This is a genomic window from Methylobacterium sp. HJ2 (assembly GCF_056431005.1).
Genome location: NZ_JBWJYM010000002.1, coordinates 418,020 through 438,171 on the forward strand (window position 1 = coordinate 418,020; position 20,152 = coordinate 438,171).

The window sequence follows — 20,152 nt, forward strand, 5'->3', positions numbered from 1 at the left end:
CCCAGGCGGTCCTGGCCAGGATGCGGCGGGATCGTCTGATCGGCGCGGTGGCGGACACGGAGCCTCGCGGGCGGCTGCGGCACGTCACCGCGAACGAGGCCGTGCCGTCCGAGCCTCGGCACGGACGTCCCGGCACCCGTCGGGACACCCCGCCCGACGCGTTTCGCGTGTGACCACGGCCGACGGCAGGTCTCCTGGCTCGCGGGTCGCTGCCCTCTCGCCGTCTTCCCGGATGAAGCTCATCCAGTGACGTGCTGGCGGAAGGCTCGCCGCTCACAGTTGCGGGGGCAGCCGCGGCTTCGGGCGGATCCCTCCCGGGCTGGCCCTCACCGCGTTCCCTTTTGATCCCCTCGCGGGGAACCGTCGCCCCGCACTAGAGGGGCGGGAGCCGTGACGGTCAATCCGGATCCGGCCGGTTTGCGGGCCCCTGTCGTCCGTCGGCCACAACCCCGGATCGCGCGGCTGCGAGCACGAAGACCCGGATCGCCGAGGACAGGTTCTGCGCGCCGCGTCCCGCGTCGATCGCACCGATCAGCGCCTGCACCGATTGCCCACGCGCGGCGGCCGCCTCGCGCAGGGCTTCCCAGAACGGCTCTTCCAGGGAGACGCTGGTGGGATGGCCCGCGATCAGAACCGAGCGCTTGCGGATGCCGCTCACGCCCCGGGCTCGTCCCGCTCCGGCTCGTGCTCCGGCCGGTGCTCCGGCCCTTGGCCCAGCCGGTGCCCCTCGTGGCGGGTCTCCTCCAGGGCCTTGCGCTTCTCCTGCAGGGTCCTGGCCTTCTTCGGACGACCGAAGGCGATCCGGTTCTCGGCGGCCTGGGCCTCCTTGCCCGCCTTCTCCCGCGCCTTCCGGGCCTGGCGCAGGTTGATGATCTCGGCCATGCGATCCATCCTGGGTTCGGGCCGGCGCGGGATCGTCCGCGCCGGCGCCGGGCTCACTCGGCGCTGGGCGCCAGCATCGTCTCCGGCCGCACCACGCGCTCGAACTCGTCCTCCGTCACGTAGCCGAGGCGCAGGGCCTCCTGCTTGAGGGTGGTGCCGTTCTTGTGCGCGGTCTTGGCGATCTCGGCGGCCTTGTCGTAGCCGATCGAGGGCGCGAGCGCGGTGACCAGCATCAGCGAGCGGCTCATCAGGTCGGCGATCTTGTCCTCGTTGGCCTTGATGCCGACGACGCAATTGTCGGTGAAGCTCACGGCCGCGTCCGCCAGGAGCCGCACCGATTGCAGCACCGCGTTGGCGATCACCGGCTTGAACACGTTCAGCTCGAAATTGCCCTGCGAGCCGGCAAAGCTCACGGTGGTGCCGTTGCCGATCACCTGGGCGCAGACCATCGTCAGGGCCTCGCACTGGGTCGGGTTGACCTTGCCGGGCATGATCGAGGAGCCCGGCTCGTTCTCGGGGAGCGACAGCTCGCCGAGGCCCGAACGCGGGCCCGAGCCCAGGAAGCGGATGTCCTGGGCGATCTTGAACAGGCCGGCGGCGAGCGCCGACAGCGCCCCTTGGGTGAACACCAGGGCGTCGTGGGTGGCGAGCGCCTCGAACTTGTTGTCGGCCGAGGTGAAGGGCAGCCCGGTCAGCTCGGCCACCTTGGCGGCGAACTTCACGGCGAAGTCGGGATGCGCGTTGAGGCCGGTGCCGACGGCGGTGCCGCCCTGGGCCAGCGCCAGCACGCCCGGCAGCGTCGCGGCGATGCGCGCGCCGCCGAGCGCCACCTGCGCGGCGTAGCCGGAGAATTCCTGGCCGAGGGAGACGGGCGTCGCGTCCTGCAGGTGGGTGCGGCCGATCTTCACGATGCTCTCGAACGCCTTGGACTTGGCGTCGAGCGCCCCGTGCAGGTGCGAGAGCGCGGGCAGGAGCCGCTCCTGGATCTCGCGGGCCACCGCGATGTGCATGGCGGTCGGGAAGGTGTCGTTCGAGGACTGGCCGCGGTTGCAATGGTCGTTGGGGTGCACGGGCGCCTTGCCGCCGCGCTGCCCGCCGAGCCGCTCGTTGGCGAGGCTCGCGATCACCTCGTTGGCGTTCATGTTCGACTGGGTGCCCGAGCCCGTCTGCCAGACCACCAGGGGGAACTCGTCGTCGTAGCGACCCGCCACCACCTCGGCGGCGGAGTCCGCGATCGCGTCGGCGATCCTGGGCTCGAGAGCGCCGAGGTCCTTGTTCACCAGGGCGGCGGCCTGCTTGACGATGCCGAGCGCGTGGACGAGCGGCGCCGGCATGTGCTCGGTGCCGATGCGGAAATTCTGGATCGAGCGCTGCGTCTGCGCACCCCAGTACCGGTGGGCCGGAACCTCGATCGGACCGAAGGTGTCGGATTCGGTACGGGTGGCGGTCGGGGTGCCGGACTCGGTGGGCGACATCGTGGCCTCTACGTCTGGTGCAGTGCGGTGCCTACTTAGCGAAGGCGGGCCCGAAACGCGAACGGCCCGCGCCGCGGCCTCCCGACAAACGGCGCGGCCTGTACGCCCCCCCGCGCCCGCCCTGCCGCGCCCCCGGAGCCGCATGCCGACGATCCTCGAGACCGCGCCGCCCGCCGCCCCGCACCCGGACCGGTTCCGTCCCTCCGTGCCGCCGCCGCGGCGCACGCCGATGACGCTCTTCGCGTTCCTGAAGGCCGCGCGGGCGAACCCGATCACCACCTGGATGGAGGAGCACTTCACCGCGCCCGTCGTCGCGGGGGACGGCGTGCTCGGGCGCATCACCGTGGTGAGCGAGCCGGGCCTGATCCGGCATGTCCTGGTCGAGAACGCGAGCGCCTACCGCAAGGACGACCTCCAGCGCCGGGTGCTGGCCCCCGGCCTCGGCGAGGGGCTGCTCACCGCCGAGGGCGACGCGTGGCGCCTGCAGCGGCGCACCCTCGCGCCGATCTTCTCGGCCCGCACCGTGCGGGGCTTCGAGACGGCGATGAACGCGGCGGGCACCCGCCTCGGCCGGCGCCTTGCCCGGCGCGTCGGCACTCGCATCGACGTCGCCCTGGAGATGACCCGCGTCACCCTGGACGTGCTGGAGCGGACGATCTTCACCCAGGGGCCCCAGAACGACCCGGACGCCCTCGGCCGCGCCATCACCCGCTTCCTCGAATCGGTCGGGCCGATCGACCCCCTCGACGTGTTCGGGGTGCCGGCCTTCGTGCCGCGGATCGGGCGCCTGCGGGCGCGACCGGCCGTGCGCTACTTCGCCGAGGTGGTGGACGGCCTGATCGACCATCGCCGCGCGCTGATCGCGCGCGGGGAAGCCCCCGAGGACCTGCTGACGCTGCTGCTCGCCGCCCAGGACCCGGAGACCGGGCAGGGCCTGACGGACCTGGAGGTGAAGGCCAACATCGTCACCTTCATTGCCGCCGGCCACGAGACCACCGCCAACGCCCTGACCTGGGCGCTCTACTGCCTGTCCCAGGATCCGGCCTCGCGCGAGCGCCTCGAGGCCGAGGTCGATGCGGCGGCCGATGGGGAGGGACACTTCGCGATCGAGCGCCTGCCCTTCGCCCGCGCCGTGATGGAGGAGGCGATGCGGCTGTTCCCGCCGGTGCCGTTCCTCAGCCGGCAGGCCCTGAAGGAGGACCGGCTCGGCCGGGTGAAGGTGCCGCGCGGCTCGATCGTGATGGTGGCGCCCTGGGTGCTGCACCGCCACCGCACCCTGTGGGAGGATCCGGATGCCTTCCTGCCCGAGCGCTTCCTCGGGGCGGCGCGCGAGGCGATCCCGCGCTTCGCCTACCTGCCCTTCGGCGCCGGGCCCCGCATCTGCATCGGCCAGAGCTTCTCGCTGCAGGAGGCGGTGATCGTGCTGGCTCACACGGTGCGCGCCGTCCGCTTCGCGCTGCCGGCCGATCACGCCCCGGTCACGCCGCTTCACCGGGTGACCCTGCGCCCGGCCAACGGCTTGCGGATGGACGCGCTGCGGCGGGGCACCTGAGGGCACCCCGCCGCGACCGTCATCGGGGCGGATCACCGGCCGGGATCATCCGGGAGGGGCGGGACCGCCCCCGTCGCGTCACCAGCGGTGATGCCAGCCCGCATGCCGGTAGTCGCCGTGCCAGCCCCAGTGGCGATGGAAGCCGACCGGGCGGTCGCCGCCCCAGCGGTGCCAGCGCGGGCCGTACCAGCCGATACGGCGATAACCGTAGACGACCGGGCGAACCGCGATGGGCCGGTAGACGACGTTGGGGCGGCAGAAGCCGTAATACCCGCGATGTCCGCCGATGCCGCAGCCGTCGCGGGCCTCGGCCGTGCCCGCGGTCGCGGCGATCGTGCCCAGAGCGAGGACGGCTGCGCCGGCAAGGTTGTATCGCATGTGCATCTCCTCTGTTGCGATGCCCCCGAAACACGCATCCGTTCGCAACGGCTGCGAACATGAACGAGATTACGTGTTTCCAAATGTGTATTTAAGCCTGATCCCATTCTCCGTTACTTGAGACCGGCGCGCCGACGACCATCCGCCCGGCCGGGCCGCGATCGGGATCGGGACCGCGGTCCGGCTCGCCCGGGACATCCGTGGGCTCCTCCTCGAAGGGCGCCGACGGTTCGTCCGGTCCGATCGGCAGATCTCCCGGAAAGGGGCGCGGCGGCATCCCCGGAGGATCGTCCCCGTCGGGAGCGGGTTGGGGCGTTCCGGAAGCGAGCATGCGATTGTCCTCCGGTCTTCGTCGCGTCCGGACGGCTCCCCGCCTCGGCGGGCACGCGTCCGAACGATGTGCGACCGTTTCGCCGAGAGTTTGCGACAGGACTTGGGGCCGGGCGCGCGCCTGGGGCGGCACGGCGCCCGGCCTTGCGGCCGTGCCGGACCTGATCGGGGTAGAAGAAGGACCGGCACAACTTCGGAAATTCTGCACCGGGACTTGAGTGCCCCGACGCAACAGCGAGATATTCGCTGCCGGCCGCGGCTCAATGATGCAGATGCATCATTTTTCGTGGGCCATACTTGGTAAAATCAGGGGTTCGTCGGTTGTGCCGCGCAGCGGGACGCCGGCGCTCGGGCCGCCCGCTCCCGGGCGCGGGTCCCCGCCCGGCAGGTCGGCCGAGGCCCCGGAGCACGGCTGGCCGGGGCGGCCTGTCGTGGCCTCGTGCAGGTCGCTGCATCAGCCGCGGGCGACGGCGTTCCAGACCGCGTCGCGCTGGTCGGGCGCCCGCGCCCGGAGGAAGGCGTCGAGGACGCCGCCTCGCCCGACGGGGCGGCGAGGCCCGGCTTCGTCACGCGGCCCCCAGGGCCAGGGCGAGGCGTTCGCGCGCCCGGCTCACGCGGCTCTTCACGGTGCCGGGCTGGCAGCCGAGGATGACGGCCGCCTCCTCGTAGGCCAGGCCGTCGAGCACGACGAGGAGCAGGGTTTCGCGCTGCTCGGCCGGAAGGTCGTTCAGGGCGACCTGCAGGTCCGCCACCGCGACGCGGTGCTCCTGAGCGGCGGGCGAGATCAGCCGACCGGCCCAGGCTCCGTCGACATCCTCGACCTCGCGCCGCAGCCGCCCGCGCCGGTTGAGGAAGGCGTTGCGCAGGATCGTGAACAGCCACGCGAGCAGGCGGGTCCCCGGCTCGAACCGCGACCGCTTCTCCCAGGCGCGCATCAGGGTCGTCTGCACGAGATCGTCGGCCTCGGAGTCGTTCCGCGCCAGCGCGACCGCGTAGCGCCGCAGCCGCGGGATGGCGTCGATCAGATCCTGCCGGAACGTGTCGGGGATCTGCCCGTCCGCCTGGGCCGCCGACAACGCCTCCGCGAGGCGGCGCAGGACCTGGCCGAGCCGTGAATCCGCCTCGACGGCCGCAGGGAACGGGTAGATCGCGCCGAGACCCGTCCCGATCAGGTCCTGGACATGACGCGGCAGCGCAGGGTCCGGCCCTCGATCGTCCAAAGGACGGGACCCGGGCTCTCTGAGTTCTGACAACACTGACGACCGCCCTTTCTCCTCGGAGCACATCTCTGCTCGCCCGCTGCACTACGGGTCGAGGACGCTCGAGGGTTGTTGTTGGGTCATCACGTTCACGTCAATGATCCGGATATACCAAGCTTTCCCGATCTCGGCGCGGAACTGCCCTCCCACGCACTTGTTACGAGCCGGAACCCGGCACGCCGCATCGCACCATGGGAGAGGTCGTGACACTCGCCGTCGACAGGCATGAACTCCGGCAGATCATCGCCGGCCTCAGCGAAGGGGTGATCCTGGTCGAGCCCGACCAGACCATCGCCTACGCCAACGAGGCCGCCCTCGCGATGCATGGGGCGGAGACCGTGGCCGAGCTCGGCGCGACCGTCGACGCCTATCGCGAGCGCTTCTCCCTGCGCTACCGCAACAACCGCGCGCCCGAGCACTACCCGATCGAGCGCGTCGTCTCGGGCGAGACGTTCCACGACGTCGTCGTCGAGGTGACGCGGACGGACAGGCCGGACGTCGAATTCGTGCATTCCCTGCGCAGCCTGGTTGCCACCGACCGGGACGGCAACCCGAGCTGCCTCGCGCTCATCCTCAAGGACGTCTCCGACCAGTTCGAGGCGGAGGAGCGCTTCGAGAAGACCTTCAACGCCAATCCGGCGCCCGCCGTGATCTGCCGGCTCTCGGACCTGCGCCACGTCAAGGTGAATCTCGGCTTCCTCGAGATGACGGGCCACACCCGCGACGCGGTGATCGGACGCAGCGTCTACGAGGTCGACGTGCTGGCCGGCGCCCGCAACCGCGACCTCGCCGTGTCGCGCCTCAACGCGGGCGGCACGATCCCGCAGATGGAGGCCTGCCTCGAATTGCCCGGCGGCGGCTCGCGCACAGTCATCGTGGCCGGACAGCCGATCGAGATGGGCGACGAGCCCTGCATGCTGTTCACCTTCGCCGATCTCGAGCTGCGCCGGAAGGCCGAGACCGCCCTGCGCCAGAGCGAGGAGCGCTTCGCCAAGGCGTTCCGCCTCACCCCCGTGCCCACCGTCCTGGCGCGGGCCGACACCTTCACCATCACGGGCGTGAACGAGGCCTTCACCCGGATCTTCGGCTTCTCCGCCGACACGGTGACCGGGCGCTCGCCCGCCGATCTCGGCCTCTGGGTGCACGATGCGGCCCGGATCAAGTTCGAGGCGGCCGTGACGCGCACCGGCTACGTGCTGGGCCTCGAGGTCTGCCTCCGGCACGAGGACGGATCCAACCTCGATTGCCTGATCTCCGCCGAGCGGGTCGAGATCGGCGAGGAGGCCTTCGCCCTTCTCGTCGTGCAGGACATCACCGAGCGCAAGCACACGGAGCGGGAGCTGTTCGCGGCGATCGAGACGGTGATGGCTGACACCTCGTGGTTCAGCCGCAGCCTCATCGAGAAGCTCGCCAACCTGCGCCAGCCCGGTGCGGGCCACAAGGACGCGCTCACGCCCAACATCACCGTGCGCGAGCGCCAGATCCTGGATCTGATCTGCTCCGGGCTCGACGACCAAGCCATCGCCAAGCGCCTCAATCTCTCCCGCAACACCGTGCGGAACCACTCGGCGGCGCTCTACCGCAAGCTCGGGGTCCACAAGCGCTCCGAAGCCATCGTGTGGGGGCGGGACAACGGCTTCCCCGCCAACTCAGCCGGTTAGATCGATCTATCGTACTAGTAAATCCAGATCATTGAACGGGGCGCGTCGCGCGCCACCTGACGGGACGGGCACAGGCAAAGTCTTTCGGAGGCATTCATGGGCGAATCCAAGTCCACCGTCTCGGCGGAAACGCTCAGGGCCTCCGTGAAGGAAGCGATCGGCAAGTTGATTGGCGACGGAAAAGTCGAGGCTGAAGGCAAGTCTCAGCAGGAACTGCTGAAACCCGCCGAAAAGCCGAAGGCGAATCCCGAGGCCTAGCGCCGATCGGACGTTCCGCGACGTCGTTCACGGCGTCCGGAACGCAGTCATCTCTTACAAGCAGGAGCGTCACGATGGTTGATACCACCCGCATCACAGGCGCCGCCAAGGAACTCGGCGGCAAGGTCCAGGGCGCCGTCGGCGACCTCACGGGTTCGAACCGCAATTCGGTCGAAGGCCGCGCGCGCGAGGCCCAGGGTGCGGCCGAGAACCTCTACGGGCAGGCCAAGGACGCCGTGAGCGACGCCGCCGACCGGGCGGCCGATGCCGCGCGCGACGTCGGCGGCCGGGTCCGCGACACGGTCGACGGGCTCGCCGGAGGCGATGTCCGGGACGGGGCGCGCCACGTCCAGGACGCCGCGGGCGACGCCTACGAGCGGGCCGAGCGGGCGGTCCGGAGCGCCGGCCGCGAGGCCTACGACGCCGCCGAGGACGCCTACGAGAACGGCGGCCGGTACCTGCGCCAGGGCGGCCGCGAGGTGACCCATCAGGTCGCCGAGCATCCGGTCGCGGCGCTGCTCGTGGCGGGCCTCCTCGGCTACGGCCTCGGCCTGCTCATTCACGGCCGCGACTGATCCGCGGCCTGTCGAACCCCCTGCCTTTCCCATCTCGGACTACCGAATCCCTCGGACGACCGACGACCCGGAGCCTTCCAACGTGTCTTCTTCCAGTCTTCCCGCCTCGCCCGTCGTCGCGGGCGATCGCACTGTCCTTCTGCACCACGTGTCGTGGGGTGCCATCCTGGCCGGGTCGGTCACCGCGCTGGTGACGCAGGTGATCCTCAACATGGTCGGGGTCGGCGTCGGCCTGTCCAGCGTCGGCACGACCGCCGCCGACAACCCGGCGGCCACGACCCTCTCGCTGGGCGCCGGCCTCTGGTTCGTCGGCTCGGGCATCCTCGCCGCGCTGGCGGGCGGGTTCCTGGCCGGCCGGCTCTCGGGCAAGCCCGTCACCGCCGGCCTGCACGGCCTCGTCTCCTGGGCGGTCACGACGCTCGTGGTGCTCTACCTGATCACCTCGGCGGCCGGCGGCCTGATCGGCGGCGCCTTCTCGGGCGTGACCAGCACGCTGGGCGGAGCCGGCTCGCTCGTGGGCGGCACGGTGCAGACCGCGGCGCAGGCGGCGGCCCCCTCGCTCTCCAAGATCGCCAACCCGCTCGACGGCATCGAGCAGACGGTGCGCCAGCAGGCCGCCGGCCAGGACCCGCAGGCGGCCAAGGACGCGGCGGTGGCCGCTATCCGGGCGCTGTTCACGGGCGATCCGGCCCAGAAGGCCCAGGCCGAGGGCCGCGCCGCGGAGGCGCTCGCCAAGGCGCAGGGCATCCCGGTCGATCAGGCCCGGGCGCAGATCCAGACCTACGAGAAGCAGTACGATCAGGCCGTCGCCACGGCCAAGCAGAAGGCCGAGGCGGCGGCGAGCGCCGCGAAGTCGGCGGCCACCCAGGGCGCCTTCTACGGCGCGCTCGCCCTGATCCTGGGCGCCCTCGCCGGCTTCCTCGGCGGCCGCTTCGGCGCACCCAAGCCCGTCTCCCTGGTCGACCAGTACGGCGCCCGACGCGCCTGAGCGCATCCCGGCCGGTCGCTGCGACCGGCCGGTCCTCGGCCGATCCCGGAAGGGATCCCGAGATCGATCCCCAGACCCATCCGACTGCCATCGATCCACCGGCCGTCGACACCAGCCGTCAAGGAGCCATCCCGTGAGCAGCACCACCGACAAGCTGAAGGGCCTCGCCAACGTCGCAGTCGGCAACGCGAAGGAAGGCGTGGGCACGCTCACGGGCAACGACAGGCTCGTGGCGGAGGGCAAAGCCCAGGAGCTGAAGGGCGAGGCCCAGCGCACGGTCGGCGAGGCCAAGGACGGCGTGCGGTCGGTCGTCGACACCGTCACCGGCAAGCGCTGACCCGGCCGACCGCCGGGCGCCCCCATCACCACAACAGGAGAATGCCATGAACCGCGACCAATTCCGCGGCGCGTCCCGCCACCTGAAGGGTCGCGCCCAGACCGCCCTCGGCGGCGTCACCGGACATCCGGCCCGCCAGGTGCGGGGCGCCGTGAACCAGGTGGCCGGCGGGGCGCAATACGCCTACGGGCGCGCCCGGGACCGCGCCGAGGACGCTCTCGACGATGGCCGGCACCTCGCGCACGAATTGCGGGACCGTGCCGACCATTGGATCGAGGACGGCCGCGACTTCGCCCGCGACGCCCGCAAGCGCGGGACGGCCTACGGCCGGCGCGCCGTGCGCTACGCGGACGACAACCGCGCCTCCGCCCTCATGGGGCTCGCCGCCGTCGCCTTCGCGGTGGGCTGGCTCGCCCGGCCGAGACGCTGAACCCCGCAAGCCGGAGATTTTCTCATGATCCGCAAGCTCCTCACCGCCTTCCTGCTCCCGAGGATCATCGCCTTTGTCGGCCGCCGCTTCGGCGGCCGTGCGGCGGCGCCCCGGCGCAGGGGCTGACACTCCCCGACAACGGCGATTCCCCTACGTTCCCGGAGACCCTCCCGATGAAGCTCACCCTCGCTCTCGCGGCCACCGTCGCCGCCGGCCTGAGCGGCCTGCCGGCCGTGGCGGCGCCGGCCGAGACCGGCCCGGCCGCCGCCCTGGTCCGGGGCGACCTGCCCACCGCCTACGCGCAGTATCGTCGCTTCGGCCAGCGCCACGGCTGGCGTCGCGGCTACGGCTACCGGCGCGGCTACGGCTATCGCCGTGGGCCGGGCGTCGGCGCGGCGGTCGGCGCGGGCGTGGCTGGATTGGCGGCCGGCGCCATCATCGGCGGCGCCATCGCCAGCTCGCAGGCGCAGGCCGCGCCGGTGGTCGTGCAGGGCGGCCCCAACCCCGAGGCGGTGGCCGCCTGCGCCCGCCGCTTCCGCTCCTACGACGCCGCGAGCGGGACCTATCTCGGCAACGATGGCGACCGGCACCCCTGCCCCTAAGCGGCCGGACGGGCCGCGAGGCTCCGTCCGCACCCGCACGCCCCCGGGCGGCACGCTCGTCCGGGTTTTTACGAGACCCACGAAAGGACACGCGATGAGCAAGGGCTATCCCTCGATGACCGCGCTGCTGGGCCTTCTGGCCGTGGCCGGCTACCAGAACCGCGACAAGCTCGCCGAGCTCCTGAAGGGCCACGGCACCGAGCCGGCGCACCGGCCCGTCACCCCTCTGCCGAATGCGGGCGGGAGCGGGAGCGGAACCCTCGGCAATCTGCTCGGCGGGGTCGGCAGCGCGGGCATCGGGGGCCTGATCGCCTCGGGCCTGAGCGAACTGGTCGACCACTTCACCAAGGGCGGGCACGGCGAGACGGCGAATTCCTGGATCAATCCGGGGGCCAATCGCGACATCCACGAGGCCGATCTGGAGCGGGCCATCGGTCCCGAGACGCTCGATCACCTGACGCAGCAGACGGGCCTGAGCCGCGCCGCCCTGCTGTCCCGCCTGTCGCGGGAGCTTCCCACGGCCATCGATCGCTACGCCGCCGACGGACGCCGGCCGGCCTGACGCGGACACGGACCGGGCGCCCCCCGGGGGGCTGCCCGGTCACGCCCGATCGGTCGCGGAGGATCGGCCGCGCGGCGGAGCCCCGAGACGGCCTCGCCGGCGCGGCTGATCCTCCGCCTGCAGCACTCGAAAGACCGGCCGCCAGGCCGCGTGATGGGGCGCTAGCTCTTCTTGCGGAACGCGTCGAGGCTCACGACCTCGGCGCCGCTCTCCTCGCCCTCGCCGTCTTTCTTCGGAGGCCGGGCGGGCTTGTCCTCAGCCTTGGCGGCCGGGGCGGGCAATCCCTTCGGCGCGCCGCCGACGGTCGCGAGGCCCGTGCTCTTGGGAGCGATCGGCGTGACCTCACCCGGCTCGGAGCCGGCCCCGCGGGGCGCGGGCTTGGCGGCGACCGGATCGTCCTCGGCCTCCACCGGCTCGGCGTTCTCGTTGAGATCGAATTTCAGCCCGAACTGCACGGACGGGTCGAAGAATCCGCTCAGCGCGTCGAAGGGCACCAGCAGTCGCTCCGGAACGCCGGAGAAGGACAGGCCGACCTCGAAGGCGTGCTCGGTGACGCCCAGGTCCCAGAACTGGTGCTGAAGCACGATCGTCATGTCCTGCGGGTACTTCTCGCGAAGCGCCTGCGACATCCGCACGCCCGGAGCCTCGGTCCGGAACGAGACGTAGAAATGGTGCTCGCCCGCCAGCCCTTCCCGGGCGGCGTCCGTCAGCACCTTGCGCACGACCCCCCGGAGCGCTTCCTGGACGAGGAGGTCGTAGCGGATCAGATCGTCTGCCATCTGCGGTCGTTCTGCCCGGTCTGCCCGACGCCATCTGCCCGATGACCACACCGCGCGAGCCACGGACGGGATCGAGGACAATTCAATGAAGGCTTCCGGTGCCGGGTGCCTTCGAACCCCGCCTGTGCGGTGCGGACCGCCAGGGCTGCGAATCGATCTGGGAGCCGCTTGCGCGGCCACCGCAGCAACGTTGTCGTTGGCAACTGTTGCAGAAGCCCGATGACGGCGGAACCATGCCGAGCGAACGTTCTACCTTTAGGCCCTCGTCGATCCTAACTTCGCCTCCGCCCGAGCCCAGGCTCACTGCCGACACTGCCTTGCGGCAGCATGTCCTGGGTTCGGGTGGAGGCGCCGGGTACCGCCCCCGGGTCCGATAGGGTTATTCCGAAGACCGTTTATCGCCATAGCCGGTCTCGCGACCGGCCAGGTGAATATAGAGGGGATCGCCCCGGTTTTGAAGCCCGATCCTGCTGCCCCGATGCCGGATGCCGCGGCTGTTGCCGGAAGCGCCCACACCGATGGCGGCGGGGGTGCCTGGGCGGCCGCGCTCCACCTCGCCGGACTGGCCGCCCTCGTCGTCCTGTACCTCGGGACGGCCAGCCTGCTGGCGCTCGCCGCCGTGCGGATCGGGGCCGATCTGATCGCCGGGATCGACCCGTTCCTGCCCGCCGATCGCAGGCCCTTCATCGGCGCGGTGGCGCTGGCGCGGCGCGAACTCGCCGTCGACGTCGTGCGGCAGATCCTCCTGGCCGCCCTGGTGATCGGCACCGCCCTGTGGCGCGACGGACGCGGCTGGCGCCGCCGCCTCGCGCTCGACCGCGAGGCGCCCAACGGCATGCGGGCGCGCAGCCTCCTGCTCGTCCTCCTGCTCTGGCCGATCCTGCACATCGCCTGGGTGACCACCACGGCCGACCTCTTCGGCGCGAATTTCGGCCAGGGCACGCGCCTCTCGCCCCTGCTCACGCCCGGCGCGGTCGCCGCTTGGCTCGGCTACGTCGTGGTCCTGGCGCCGGCCGCCGAGGAGATCCTGATGCGCGGCGAGATCTTCGCGCGGGCCCGGACCGTCCTCGGGCCCGCGGCCACGATCCTGGTGACGGCCCTGATCTTCGCCCTCGCGCACATCTCGGGCTGGGGGCTGGCGCGGCCGGTCTCGCTGCTGCCCCTCGCGCTCGCCCTCGGCATCCTGCGTTGGCGCACCGGCCGGCTCTGGCCCTGCATCGCCCTGCACGGCTGGAGCAACCTCGCGCTGATCGCCTACGTGCTCTGGCCGGGCTGAAGGCGGCGAGCGCCCCGGGGCGCGTGCCGGGCCGGTGCCGGGACCGGGGATATCGGCGCGGCGCGGTTGTCGAGGCGGGCCCGACCCCCTAACCCAGGGAGGAGCGGTGGACGGGTGGCGGCCGGAGCGCTCGGGGGCCGGCGCAGGGCCGCCGCCCGGTCGCGACGGAAGGCGTGAGCATGCGGCACCCCGAATGGCAGTATCTCGACCTGTTGCGGCAGGTCCTCGAGACGGGCGACGAGCGCATCGACCGCACCGGCGTCGGCACCCGCTCGCTCTTCGGCGCGATGCTGCGCTTCGACCTCGCGGGCGGCCAGGCACCGATCCTGACGACCAAGCGGGTCTACTGGAAGACCGCGGTCAAGGAGATGCTCTGGTTCCTGACGGGGGGAACCAACATCCAACCCCTGATCCGCGAGAACGTCCGGATCTGGACCGACTGGCCGCTCGCCAATTACCGCCGGGAGACGGGCGAGGCCATCTCGCAGGAGGCCTTCGAGCAGCGGATCCTCGAGGACGACGCGTTCGCCGCGCGGTGGGGCGAGCTCGGCCCCGTCTACGGCAAGCAGTGGCGCCGCTGGCAGGGTGCCGACGGGCGGCACTACGACCAGATCGCCGATCTGGTCCGGACCCTGCGGGAGAACCCGGCGAGCCGCCGGATGCTGTTCCACGGCTGGAACGTGGCCGAGATCGGGTCGATGGCGCTCCCGCCCTGCCACATGGTCTACCAGTACCACGTGACCTCGGACGGCCGCCTGAACGGCCTGCTGTTCCAGCGCTCGGTCGACCTGCTGCTCGGGGCGCCGTTCAACTTCGTCGGCGCGGCGGCGCTGCAGCTGATGCTCGCCCAGCAGGCGGACCTTGTCCCCGGCGAGCTGGTCTGGGTCGGCGGCGACGTCCACCTGTACCGCAACCATCTCGATCAGGCGCGCGAGCAGCTGACGCGCGAGCCCGGACCGTTTCCCCGGATGCGGCTCGACCGCCGGGCCGACAGTATCGACGGCTATCGCATCGCGGATTTCGTCGTGGACGGCTACGCTCCGCAAGCCGCCATCAAGGCCGACGTCGCCGTCTGAGAGGCGGCGCGGGCCGGGCGGCGCCCCACCGTCCCCGGCTGCGCGGATCGTTCGAGGGCCGGAGACCGACGCCCGATCGCGACGTCCGAGGCTACGAACCGGATCAGGTTCGTGCGCGATCCCGCGCACGATGTCGTCGGCAAGTCTAATCCCTGTCTTGCTCGCATGTAACCGTAATATGACGGTCATCAATCGTTTGTTAAATCTACGCGTCTTAGCTGTATTTCGCACGAATACAACTTCGGCAGATAGGGCTGGCCATGCGCGCGCTGAACGATCTCAAGCTGATGGCCAAGCTCGGAATACCCGTCTCGATCCTGCTCGTCGTCGCGCTCGGGCTGGTCTGGCTGGCGCAGCACAGCCTCGCCCAGCTCGCGCGGAATACAGAGGTGATCGTCGATGTCCGGGCCGCCCGCGCGGTCTCCGCCTTTCAGGTGAACGTCGCCGTCGACGAGGCCACCATCGCGGAGAAGAACATCGTCATCGAGACCGACGCGGCCGTGATGGCGGGCCAGCATGCCGCCTATCGCGACCAGCGGCAGGCGGCAATGGGGGCGGTCGAGCGCCTGATCGCCCTGGCCGACACCCCCGAGCGCCGGGCCGCGAACGAGGCCATCAAGGCCGATCTCGTCGCCTTCTTTGCCGCCGCGGACAAGTCGATCGCCCTGGGGCTCAAGAACGAGACCGAGGCCGCGGCCCGGATCTCCGCCGCCGAGGTCCGGCCGGCCCGCGCCAGGATCGGCGCCAGCGTGGCCGAGCGCGTGGCGACCAACCTCGCCGACCTGCAGACCGCCAAGCAGCAGGCCGACGAGACCGCCGCCGCCACCACCACCACGCTGATCGTCACGGCCGGGCTCGGCCTCGCGCTCGCGATGGCGCTGTTGGCGGCCATTGTCCTGTCCGGCATCACCCGGCCGCTGCAGGCCATGACGGGCGCCATGGGCCGCCTCGCCTCCGGCGATCTCGACGTCGCCGTGGTCGGCACCGAGCGCCGGGACGAGATCGGCCTGCTCGCGCGCGCGCTGCAGATCTTCAAGGACAACGCCGTCACGGCCCGGCGCCTGGAGGCCGAGCAGGCCCTGGAGAACGCCGCCAAGATGCGCCGCGCGGAGCTGCTCGAGCAGATCACGGCAAGCTTCGAGCACAACGTCTCCTCCCTGACGCAGGGCCTGGCGGGCGCCGCCACCGAGATGGAGGCCACCGCAGAGGCCATGACGGCGGTCGCCGCCCAGACGAACCAGCAGACCACGATCGTGGCGGGGGCCGCCCAGGAGACCTCCGCCAACGTGCAGACCGTTGCGGCGGCGACCGAGGAGATGGCGGCCTCCGTCAAGGAGATCGTGACGCAGGTCACCCGCTCGGCCCAGATCGCCGACCAGGCGGTGGCGAGCGCGTCGCGCACGGACGCCACGGTGCGGCGCCTCGCCGGCACGGCCGAGCGGATCACCGCCTTCGTGCAGGTGATCGCCAACATCGCGGGCCAGACCAACCTGCTGGCGCTGAACGCCACCATCGAGGCGGCGCGCGCGGGCGAGGCCGGCCGCGGCTTCGCGGTGGTCGCCTCCGAGGTGAAGGAGCTGGCGGGCCAGACCGCGAAGGCGACGGGCGAGATCGGCGCGCGCATCGGCGAGATCCAGGCCGCGACGCAGGAGGCGGTCGCCGACATCGAGGCGATCGGCCGGATCATCGGCGAGATGTCGAGCTACGCCGCCTCGATCGCGGCGGCGATGGAGGAGCAGGGCGCGGCCACGCAGGAGATCACGCGCAACGTGCAGGAGGCGGCCAAGGGCACCGAGGAGGTGACGTGCAACATCGCGGGCGTTCGCGACGGCGCGGGGCAGACCGGCGCGGCCGCGAGCCAGGTGCTCAGCTCCGCCCAGGAGCTGGCCCGCCAATCGGAGGGCCTCACGCAGGAGGTCGGCACCTTCCTGGCCAGGGTCAAGGCGGCCTGAGGCGCCCGAGCGCGTCGCGGGTCGACGCGGTCCGGGACCCCGCGGAGCGGACGGCCCGGGGCTCGGCCGGATCCCCGGGTCGCGCCCCCTCAGCGCAGGGCGGCGACCAGGATCCCTTCGGGATCCCGGATGTCGACGAGGCCGGCCAGCGTCATGGCCACGATCATGGCCAGCCTCATCCCGCGCCTGAGGCGTCTGCCCGCGGCCGCGAGCCCCTCAAGACGGCGACGACCGGCAGGCGAGGACCGCGCCCACCCGTGCGGCTCGCGCCGCGGCCGGGATTGCGCGCAGCCAGGGCACGGCTCCGTCGGACGGGGGTGACGATCAGTCGACGGGCTGCGCGGCGCTGGAGCCCGTGTGGATGGTCAGATCGACCGGACAGCCGAGATCCGCGCGCTCCAGGTCCGATGTCGCCGCCGCGCACGTATCCTCCGCGGCGGCGGTAGCGGCTTCGACGGCATTCGCAGCGATCGGCCCGTTGGTCGCGATCGCGAAGATCAAGATGGCGGCCCTGATCACCATGGCTTCATCCCGGTCGTTGCATCGCCCGGAGTGTCAGGACGTGGGCGCTACGCGGCATCCCTCAAACGCGGCTGCGCGCCGAACGATCACGCCCTTGTGAACAGTTCGGCCTTTCGGAGCGGGATGGGGCGACGATGCGCCGCGTGCCGCCTCGGTTTCACCCGTCCCGCCGCTCTGCCGCAGCAGGCACGACGATCCCGGATTCCGGGGCCCGGACGACCGCGGTGCGGGAACGGGCCCGGATCTTGCTCGCCTTCGACGCGACAGGCGCCGCGGACGCTCAACCACCCGAGGTGCCTGCTGCAAGCCGCGCAACGACGCGCGGCCGATCTACGGGATCCGTCCCGAGTCCATCGGCAAGCCTTGCAGACGACACGCAGCAACAAGGATAGATTATGGCCTATCTCGCGCCAGCCGAATTTGCCACCAAGATGGTCGACGCCGGCGAATCCAAGATCTTGATGTCGACCCGCGACACGGTGATCCGCGCCTACATGGCCGGCGCGATCCTCGCGCTCGCGGCCGTCTTCGCCGTCACGATCACCCAGCAGACCGGCATCCCGATCCTCGGCGCCGCCCTGTTCCCGGTCGGCTTCTGCATGCTCTACCTACTGGGCTTCGACCTGCTCACGGGCGTGTTCGTGCTGGCTCCCCTCGCCCTGCTCGACGGGCGCCCCGGCATCACCTGGGGCGGCGTGCTGCGCAACTGGGGCCTCGTCTTCGTGGGCAACTTCCTGGGCGCCCTGACGGTGGCCTTCATGATGGGCTTCGTGTTCACCTTCGGCTTCACCGCGCCCGCCGACAAGGTCGGCGAGTTCATCGCCCATATCGGCGAGCGGCGCACCGTCGGCTACGCCGCGCACGGCGTGGGCGGCTGGTTCACGATCTTCATCCGCGGCATGCTCTGCAACTGGATGGTCTCCACCGGCGTCGTCGGCGCGATGATCTCGACCACCGTCAGCGGCAAGGTGATCGCCATGTGGATGCCGATCATGGTGTTCTTCTACATGACGTTCGAGCACTCGGTGGTGAACATGTTCCTGTTCCCCTTCGGCCTGCTCATGGGCGGCCAGTTCTCGATCGGCGACTACTTCTTCTGGAACGAGATCCCGACCGTGCTGGGCAACCTCGTCGGCGGCATCGCCTTCACCGGGCTGACCCTCTACACCACCCACGTTCGCACCGCCCCCAAGCGCGTCGTCGCTCAGGCCCCGGCCGGGCGCCGCCTCGCGGCCTGATCCCGGCTTGACCGGCCGGGCCCCGGGCCGCAAAGCCCGGGGCCCTCTCGCACGGGCCGGGGGCCGTGCCGCCGATGCCTTCAGACCTGACGCTCTCCCTCGGCCAGCACAGCGAGCGCGGCCGCAAGGAGACCAACCAGGATTTCCACGGCGCCCTGGTCCCCGAGCGGCCCGCCCTGACGCTCAAGGGCGCCGCGATCGCCATCGCGGACGGGATCGGCAGCAGCGCCGTCAGCCACGTCGCCAGCGAGACGGCGGTGCGGAGCTTCCTCACCGACTATTACGACACGCCCGACACGTGGTCGGTGAAGACCTCGGCCCGGCGCGTCATCGCAGCCGCCAATTCCTGGCTCCATGCCGAGACCCGGCGCAACCGCGACCTGCGCGACCCCGAGGGCGGCCGGGACCGCGGCTACGTCACGACGTTCAGCGCCCTCGTGCTGAAGTCGCGCACGGCCCACATCTTCCATGTGGGCGATGCCCGCGTCGCGCGGGTGGCCGGGCGCTCCCTCGAGACGCTGACCGAGGATCACCGCGTCGTCCTCTCCGCCAGCGAGTCCTATCTCGGCCGCGCCCTCGGGGCCGGCGCCCAGGTCGAGATCGACTATCGGGCGATCGGCATCGAGCGCGGCGACGTGCTCGTCCTGACGACGGACGGCGTGCACGAGCATGTCCGGCCCGAGCGCATCGTCGCGGAGATCCTGCGGCATCGCGACGATCTTGGGCACGCGGCCCGGGAGATCGCCCGATGTGCCTACGAGAACGGCAGCCCCGACAATCTGACTGTGCAGATCGTGCGCATCGAGGCCGTCCCGGACAGCGAGCCGGCCGAGCTTTCGGGCCTGGTCGAGGATCTGCTGCCGGCCCCGCTCCTCGATCCGCCGACGCTGTTCGACGGCTACCGGGTGCTGCGCACCCTGCACGCGAGCCACCGCAGCCACGTCTATCTCGCCGTCGACGACGAGACCGGGGCGACGGTCGCGCTCAAGGTGCCCTCGACGGAGCTGCGCGGCGACCCGGCCGGCCTGCGCCGGCTGCTGATGGAGGAATGGGTCGCGCGGCGGGTCGACAGCCCGCACCTGCTGCGGGCGCCCCCGCAGACGCGGCGGCGCAGCGCCCTCTACACGGTGATGGATTATGTCGAGGGCCAGACCCTGGCGCAGTGGCTGCGGGATCATCCGGAGCCGGCGCTGGAGGAGGTCCGGCGCATCGTCGAGCAGATCGCCCGCGGCGTGCAGGTCCTGCACCGGCGCGAGATGGTCCATCAGGACCTGCGCCCGCAGAACATCCTCCTGGACGCGGACGGGACCGTCCGGATCATCGATTTCGGCTCCACCCGGGTCGCCGGCCTCGCCGAGGACGGCGCCGCGGTGGAGACGATGCTCGGCACGGTGCAGTACACGGCGCCCGAATGCCTCGCGGGCTATCCCGCGACCCCGGCCGCGGACGTGTTCTCCCTCGGCGTCATCGCCTACCAGATGCTGACCGGGCGCCTGCCCTACGGCGCCGAGGCCGCGCGCGCCTTCAGCGAGGCGCAGGGTCGGCGCCTGCACTACGTCTCGGTCGCGGCCGCGCGCCCCGGCCTGCCGCCCTACGTCGACGCGGCCCTGCGCAAGGCGGTGCATCCCAACCCGGCCCAGCGCTACGAGGCGCCCTCCGCCCTCGTCCACGACCTGCGCCACCCCAATCCGTCCCTCCCGGGCCTGCGGCGGGCGGCCCTCCTGGAGCGCGATCCGGTCCTGTTCTGGAAGCTCGTCGCGCTGATCCTCGCGGTCGCCGTCCTCTGGCTGCTGGTGAGGGGAGCCGCGTGATCGCGTCGTGCCTGCACAGCGCCGGTCGGCGCGGCAGGATTCAGCGACTTGCTTGATGCGGCTTCCAAGTCCCGCTGAAGCAAGCTCAGAGTTGACCCTGCGATCGGCGCAACCTTGATGATAGCTATCTGACACGTGTGGTTAAGATGACGAGCAGTCAATAACGCAGATTTTATCTGATCTCGACGCGATTTAAGTCACTTTTAATG

Annotated in this window: 21 protein-coding genes, 1 other RNA gene and 1 riboswitch; of the genes, 14 read left to right on the forward strand and 8 right to left on the reverse strand. The window is 71.4% G+C overall.

The features are described 5' to 3' along the window. Positions 1–167 precede the first annotated feature (167 nt). Positions 168–380, reverse strand: a riboswitch (cobalamin riboswitch). 17 nt (positions 381–397) lie between these two features. The 3 genes from ACS5RC_RS06530 to fumC are packed head-to-tail and all read right to left on the reverse strand — an operon-like array spanning position 398 to position 2,357. Next, positions 398–658, reverse strand: a complete 261-nt coding sequence (locus ACS5RC_RS06530; protein WP_478343012.1) for a ribbon-helix-helix domain-containing protein — start codon at positions 656–658, stop codon at positions 398–400. Further along, positions 655–882, reverse strand: coding sequence for a DUF4169 family protein (locus ACS5RC_RS06535; RefSeq protein WP_478343013.1), 228 nt, complete (start codon positions 880–882; stop codon positions 655–657). The genes ACS5RC_RS06530 and ACS5RC_RS06535 overlap by 4 nt, the downstream gene beginning before the upstream one ends. Positions 883–935: 53 nt before the next feature. Then, positions 936–2,357 carry a class II fumarate hydratase gene (gene fumC, locus ACS5RC_RS06540; RefSeq protein WP_478343014.1) on the reverse strand — a complete coding sequence of 474 codons (1,422 nt, stop codon included), beginning with the start codon at positions 2,355–2,357 and terminating at the stop codon, positions 936–938. 151 nt (positions 2,358–2,508) lie between these two features. Here fumC and ACS5RC_RS06545 point away from each other — a divergent pair, with 151 nt between their 5' ends. Further along, positions 2,509–3,909: a cytochrome P450 gene (locus ACS5RC_RS06545; protein ID WP_478343429.1), complete on the forward strand. Its 1,401-nt coding sequence runs from the start codon at positions 2,509–2,511 to the stop codon at positions 3,907–3,909. A 78-nt stretch (positions 3,910–3,987) separates the two neighbouring features. Here the strand turns inward: ACS5RC_RS06545 and ACS5RC_RS06550 are convergent, their stop codons facing one another. After that, positions 3,988–4,287, reverse strand: coding sequence for a GCG_CRPN prefix-to-repeats domain-containing protein (locus ACS5RC_RS06550; protein ID WP_478343015.1), 300 nt, complete (start codon positions 4,285–4,287; stop codon positions 3,988–3,990). Positions 4,288–5,183: 896 nt separating this feature from the next. Beyond that, positions 5,184–5,837 (reverse strand): sigma-70 family RNA polymerase sigma factor, encoded by a 654-nt coding sequence (locus ACS5RC_RS06555; RefSeq protein ID WP_478343016.1) that lies wholly within the window; start codon positions 5,835–5,837, stop codon positions 5,184–5,186. A gap of 242 nt (positions 5,838–6,079) precedes the next feature. On the opposite strand from ACS5RC_RS06555, the gene ACS5RC_RS06560 reads away from it, so the two are divergent. The 8 genes from ACS5RC_RS06560 (at position 6,080) to ACS5RC_RS06595 (ending at position 11,289) form a co-directional block, all read left to right on the forward strand. Next, a complete protein-coding gene (locus tag ACS5RC_RS06560; RefSeq protein ID WP_478343017.1) occupies positions 6,080–7,537 on the forward strand; it encodes a helix-turn-helix transcriptional regulator in 1,458 nt (485 codons plus the stop codon). Between the two features lie 96 nt (positions 7,538–7,633). After that, positions 7,634–7,795 carry a CsbD family protein gene (locus ACS5RC_RS06565; RefSeq protein ID WP_478343018.1) on the forward strand — a complete coding sequence of 54 codons (162 nt, stop codon included), beginning with the start codon at positions 7,634–7,636 and terminating at the stop codon, positions 7,793–7,795. Positions 7,796–7,869: 74 nt separating this feature from the next. Beyond that, positions 7,870–8,370, forward strand: coding sequence for a CsbD family protein (locus tag ACS5RC_RS06570; protein WP_478343019.1), 501 nt, complete (start codon positions 7,870–7,872; stop codon positions 8,368–8,370). Between the two features lie 82 nt (positions 8,371–8,452). Further along, positions 8,453–9,358 (forward strand): PhnA-like protein, encoded by a 906-nt coding sequence (locus tag ACS5RC_RS06575; RefSeq protein ID WP_478343020.1) that lies wholly within the window; start codon positions 8,453–8,455, stop codon positions 9,356–9,358. Between the two features lie 133 nt (positions 9,359–9,491). Continuing rightward, complete coding sequence (locus ACS5RC_RS06580) at positions 9,492–9,695, forward strand: CsbD family protein (RefSeq protein ID WP_478343021.1); 204 nt, start codon at positions 9,492–9,494, stop codon at positions 9,693–9,695. A gap of 46 nt (positions 9,696–9,741) precedes the next feature. Then, complete coding sequence (locus ACS5RC_RS06585) at positions 9,742–10,125, forward strand: CsbD family protein (RefSeq protein ID WP_478343022.1); 384 nt, start codon at positions 9,742–9,744, stop codon at positions 10,123–10,125. Positions 10,126–10,298: 173 nt separating this feature from the next. Then, positions 10,299–10,727 (forward strand): BA14K family protein, encoded by a 429-nt coding sequence (locus ACS5RC_RS06590; protein WP_478343023.1) that lies wholly within the window; start codon positions 10,299–10,301, stop codon positions 10,725–10,727. A gap of 94 nt (positions 10,728–10,821) precedes the next feature. Continuing rightward, a complete protein-coding gene (locus ACS5RC_RS06595; RefSeq protein ID WP_478343024.1) occupies positions 10,822–11,289 on the forward strand; it encodes a YidB family protein in 468 nt (155 codons plus the stop codon). Positions 11,290–11,450: 161 nt separating this feature from the next. Here ACS5RC_RS06595 and ACS5RC_RS06600 read toward each other — a convergent pair whose 3' ends face one another. Both ACS5RC_RS06600 and ssrA read right to left on the reverse strand, forming a co-directional pair. Then, positions 11,451–12,068, reverse strand: coding sequence for an SspB family protein (locus ACS5RC_RS06600; protein ID WP_478343025.1), 618 nt, complete (start codon positions 12,066–12,068; stop codon positions 11,451–11,453). An 84-nt stretch (positions 12,069–12,152) separates the two neighbouring features. Further along, positions 12,153–12,531: a transfer-messenger RNA gene (gene ssrA, locus ACS5RC_RS06605) on the reverse strand. Between the two features lie 15 nt (positions 12,532–12,546). Here ssrA and ACS5RC_RS06610 point away from each other — a divergent pair. The 3 genes from ACS5RC_RS06610 (at position 12,547) to ACS5RC_RS06620 (ending at position 16,372) form a co-directional block, all read left to right on the forward strand. After that, entirely contained in the window at positions 12,547–13,344 is a 798-nt protein-coding gene (locus tag ACS5RC_RS06610; RefSeq protein ID WP_478343026.1) for a lysostaphin resistance A-like protein, read from the forward strand. Positions 13,345–13,523: 179 nt separating this feature from the next. Then, on the forward strand, positions 13,524–14,420 hold the full coding sequence (locus ACS5RC_RS06615) for a thymidylate synthase (protein ID WP_478343027.1): 897 nt from the start codon (positions 13,524–13,526) through the stop codon (positions 14,418–14,420). A gap of 260 nt (positions 14,421–14,680) precedes the next feature. Beyond that, positions 14,681–16,372, forward strand: coding sequence for a methyl-accepting chemotaxis protein (locus tag ACS5RC_RS06620; RefSeq protein WP_478343028.1), 1,692 nt, complete (start codon positions 14,681–14,683; stop codon positions 16,370–16,372). Between the two features lie 324 nt (positions 16,373–16,696). Here ACS5RC_RS06620 and ACS5RC_RS06625 read toward each other — a convergent pair whose 3' ends face one another. Next, on the reverse strand, positions 16,697–16,894 hold the full coding sequence (locus ACS5RC_RS06625) for a hypothetical protein (protein ID WP_478343029.1): 198 nt from the start codon (positions 16,892–16,894) through the stop codon (positions 16,697–16,699). A gap of 395 nt (positions 16,895–17,289) precedes the next feature. Here ACS5RC_RS06625 and ACS5RC_RS06630 point away from each other — a divergent pair, with 395 nt between their 5' ends. Further along, the gene (locus ACS5RC_RS06630; RefSeq protein ID WP_478343030.1) at positions 17,290–18,132 is read left to right on the forward strand and encodes a formate/nitrite transporter family protein; all 843 of its coding nucleotides are present in this window, start codon (positions 17,290–17,292) and stop codon (positions 18,130–18,132) included. A gap of 74 nt (positions 18,133–18,206) precedes the next feature. Continuing rightward, the gene (locus ACS5RC_RS06635; protein ID WP_478343031.1) at positions 18,207–19,943 is read left to right on the forward strand and encodes a bifunctional protein-serine/threonine kinase/phosphatase; all 1,737 of its coding nucleotides are present in this window, start codon (positions 18,207–18,209) and stop codon (positions 19,941–19,943) included. Positions 19,944–20,152 lie beyond the last annotated feature (209 nt).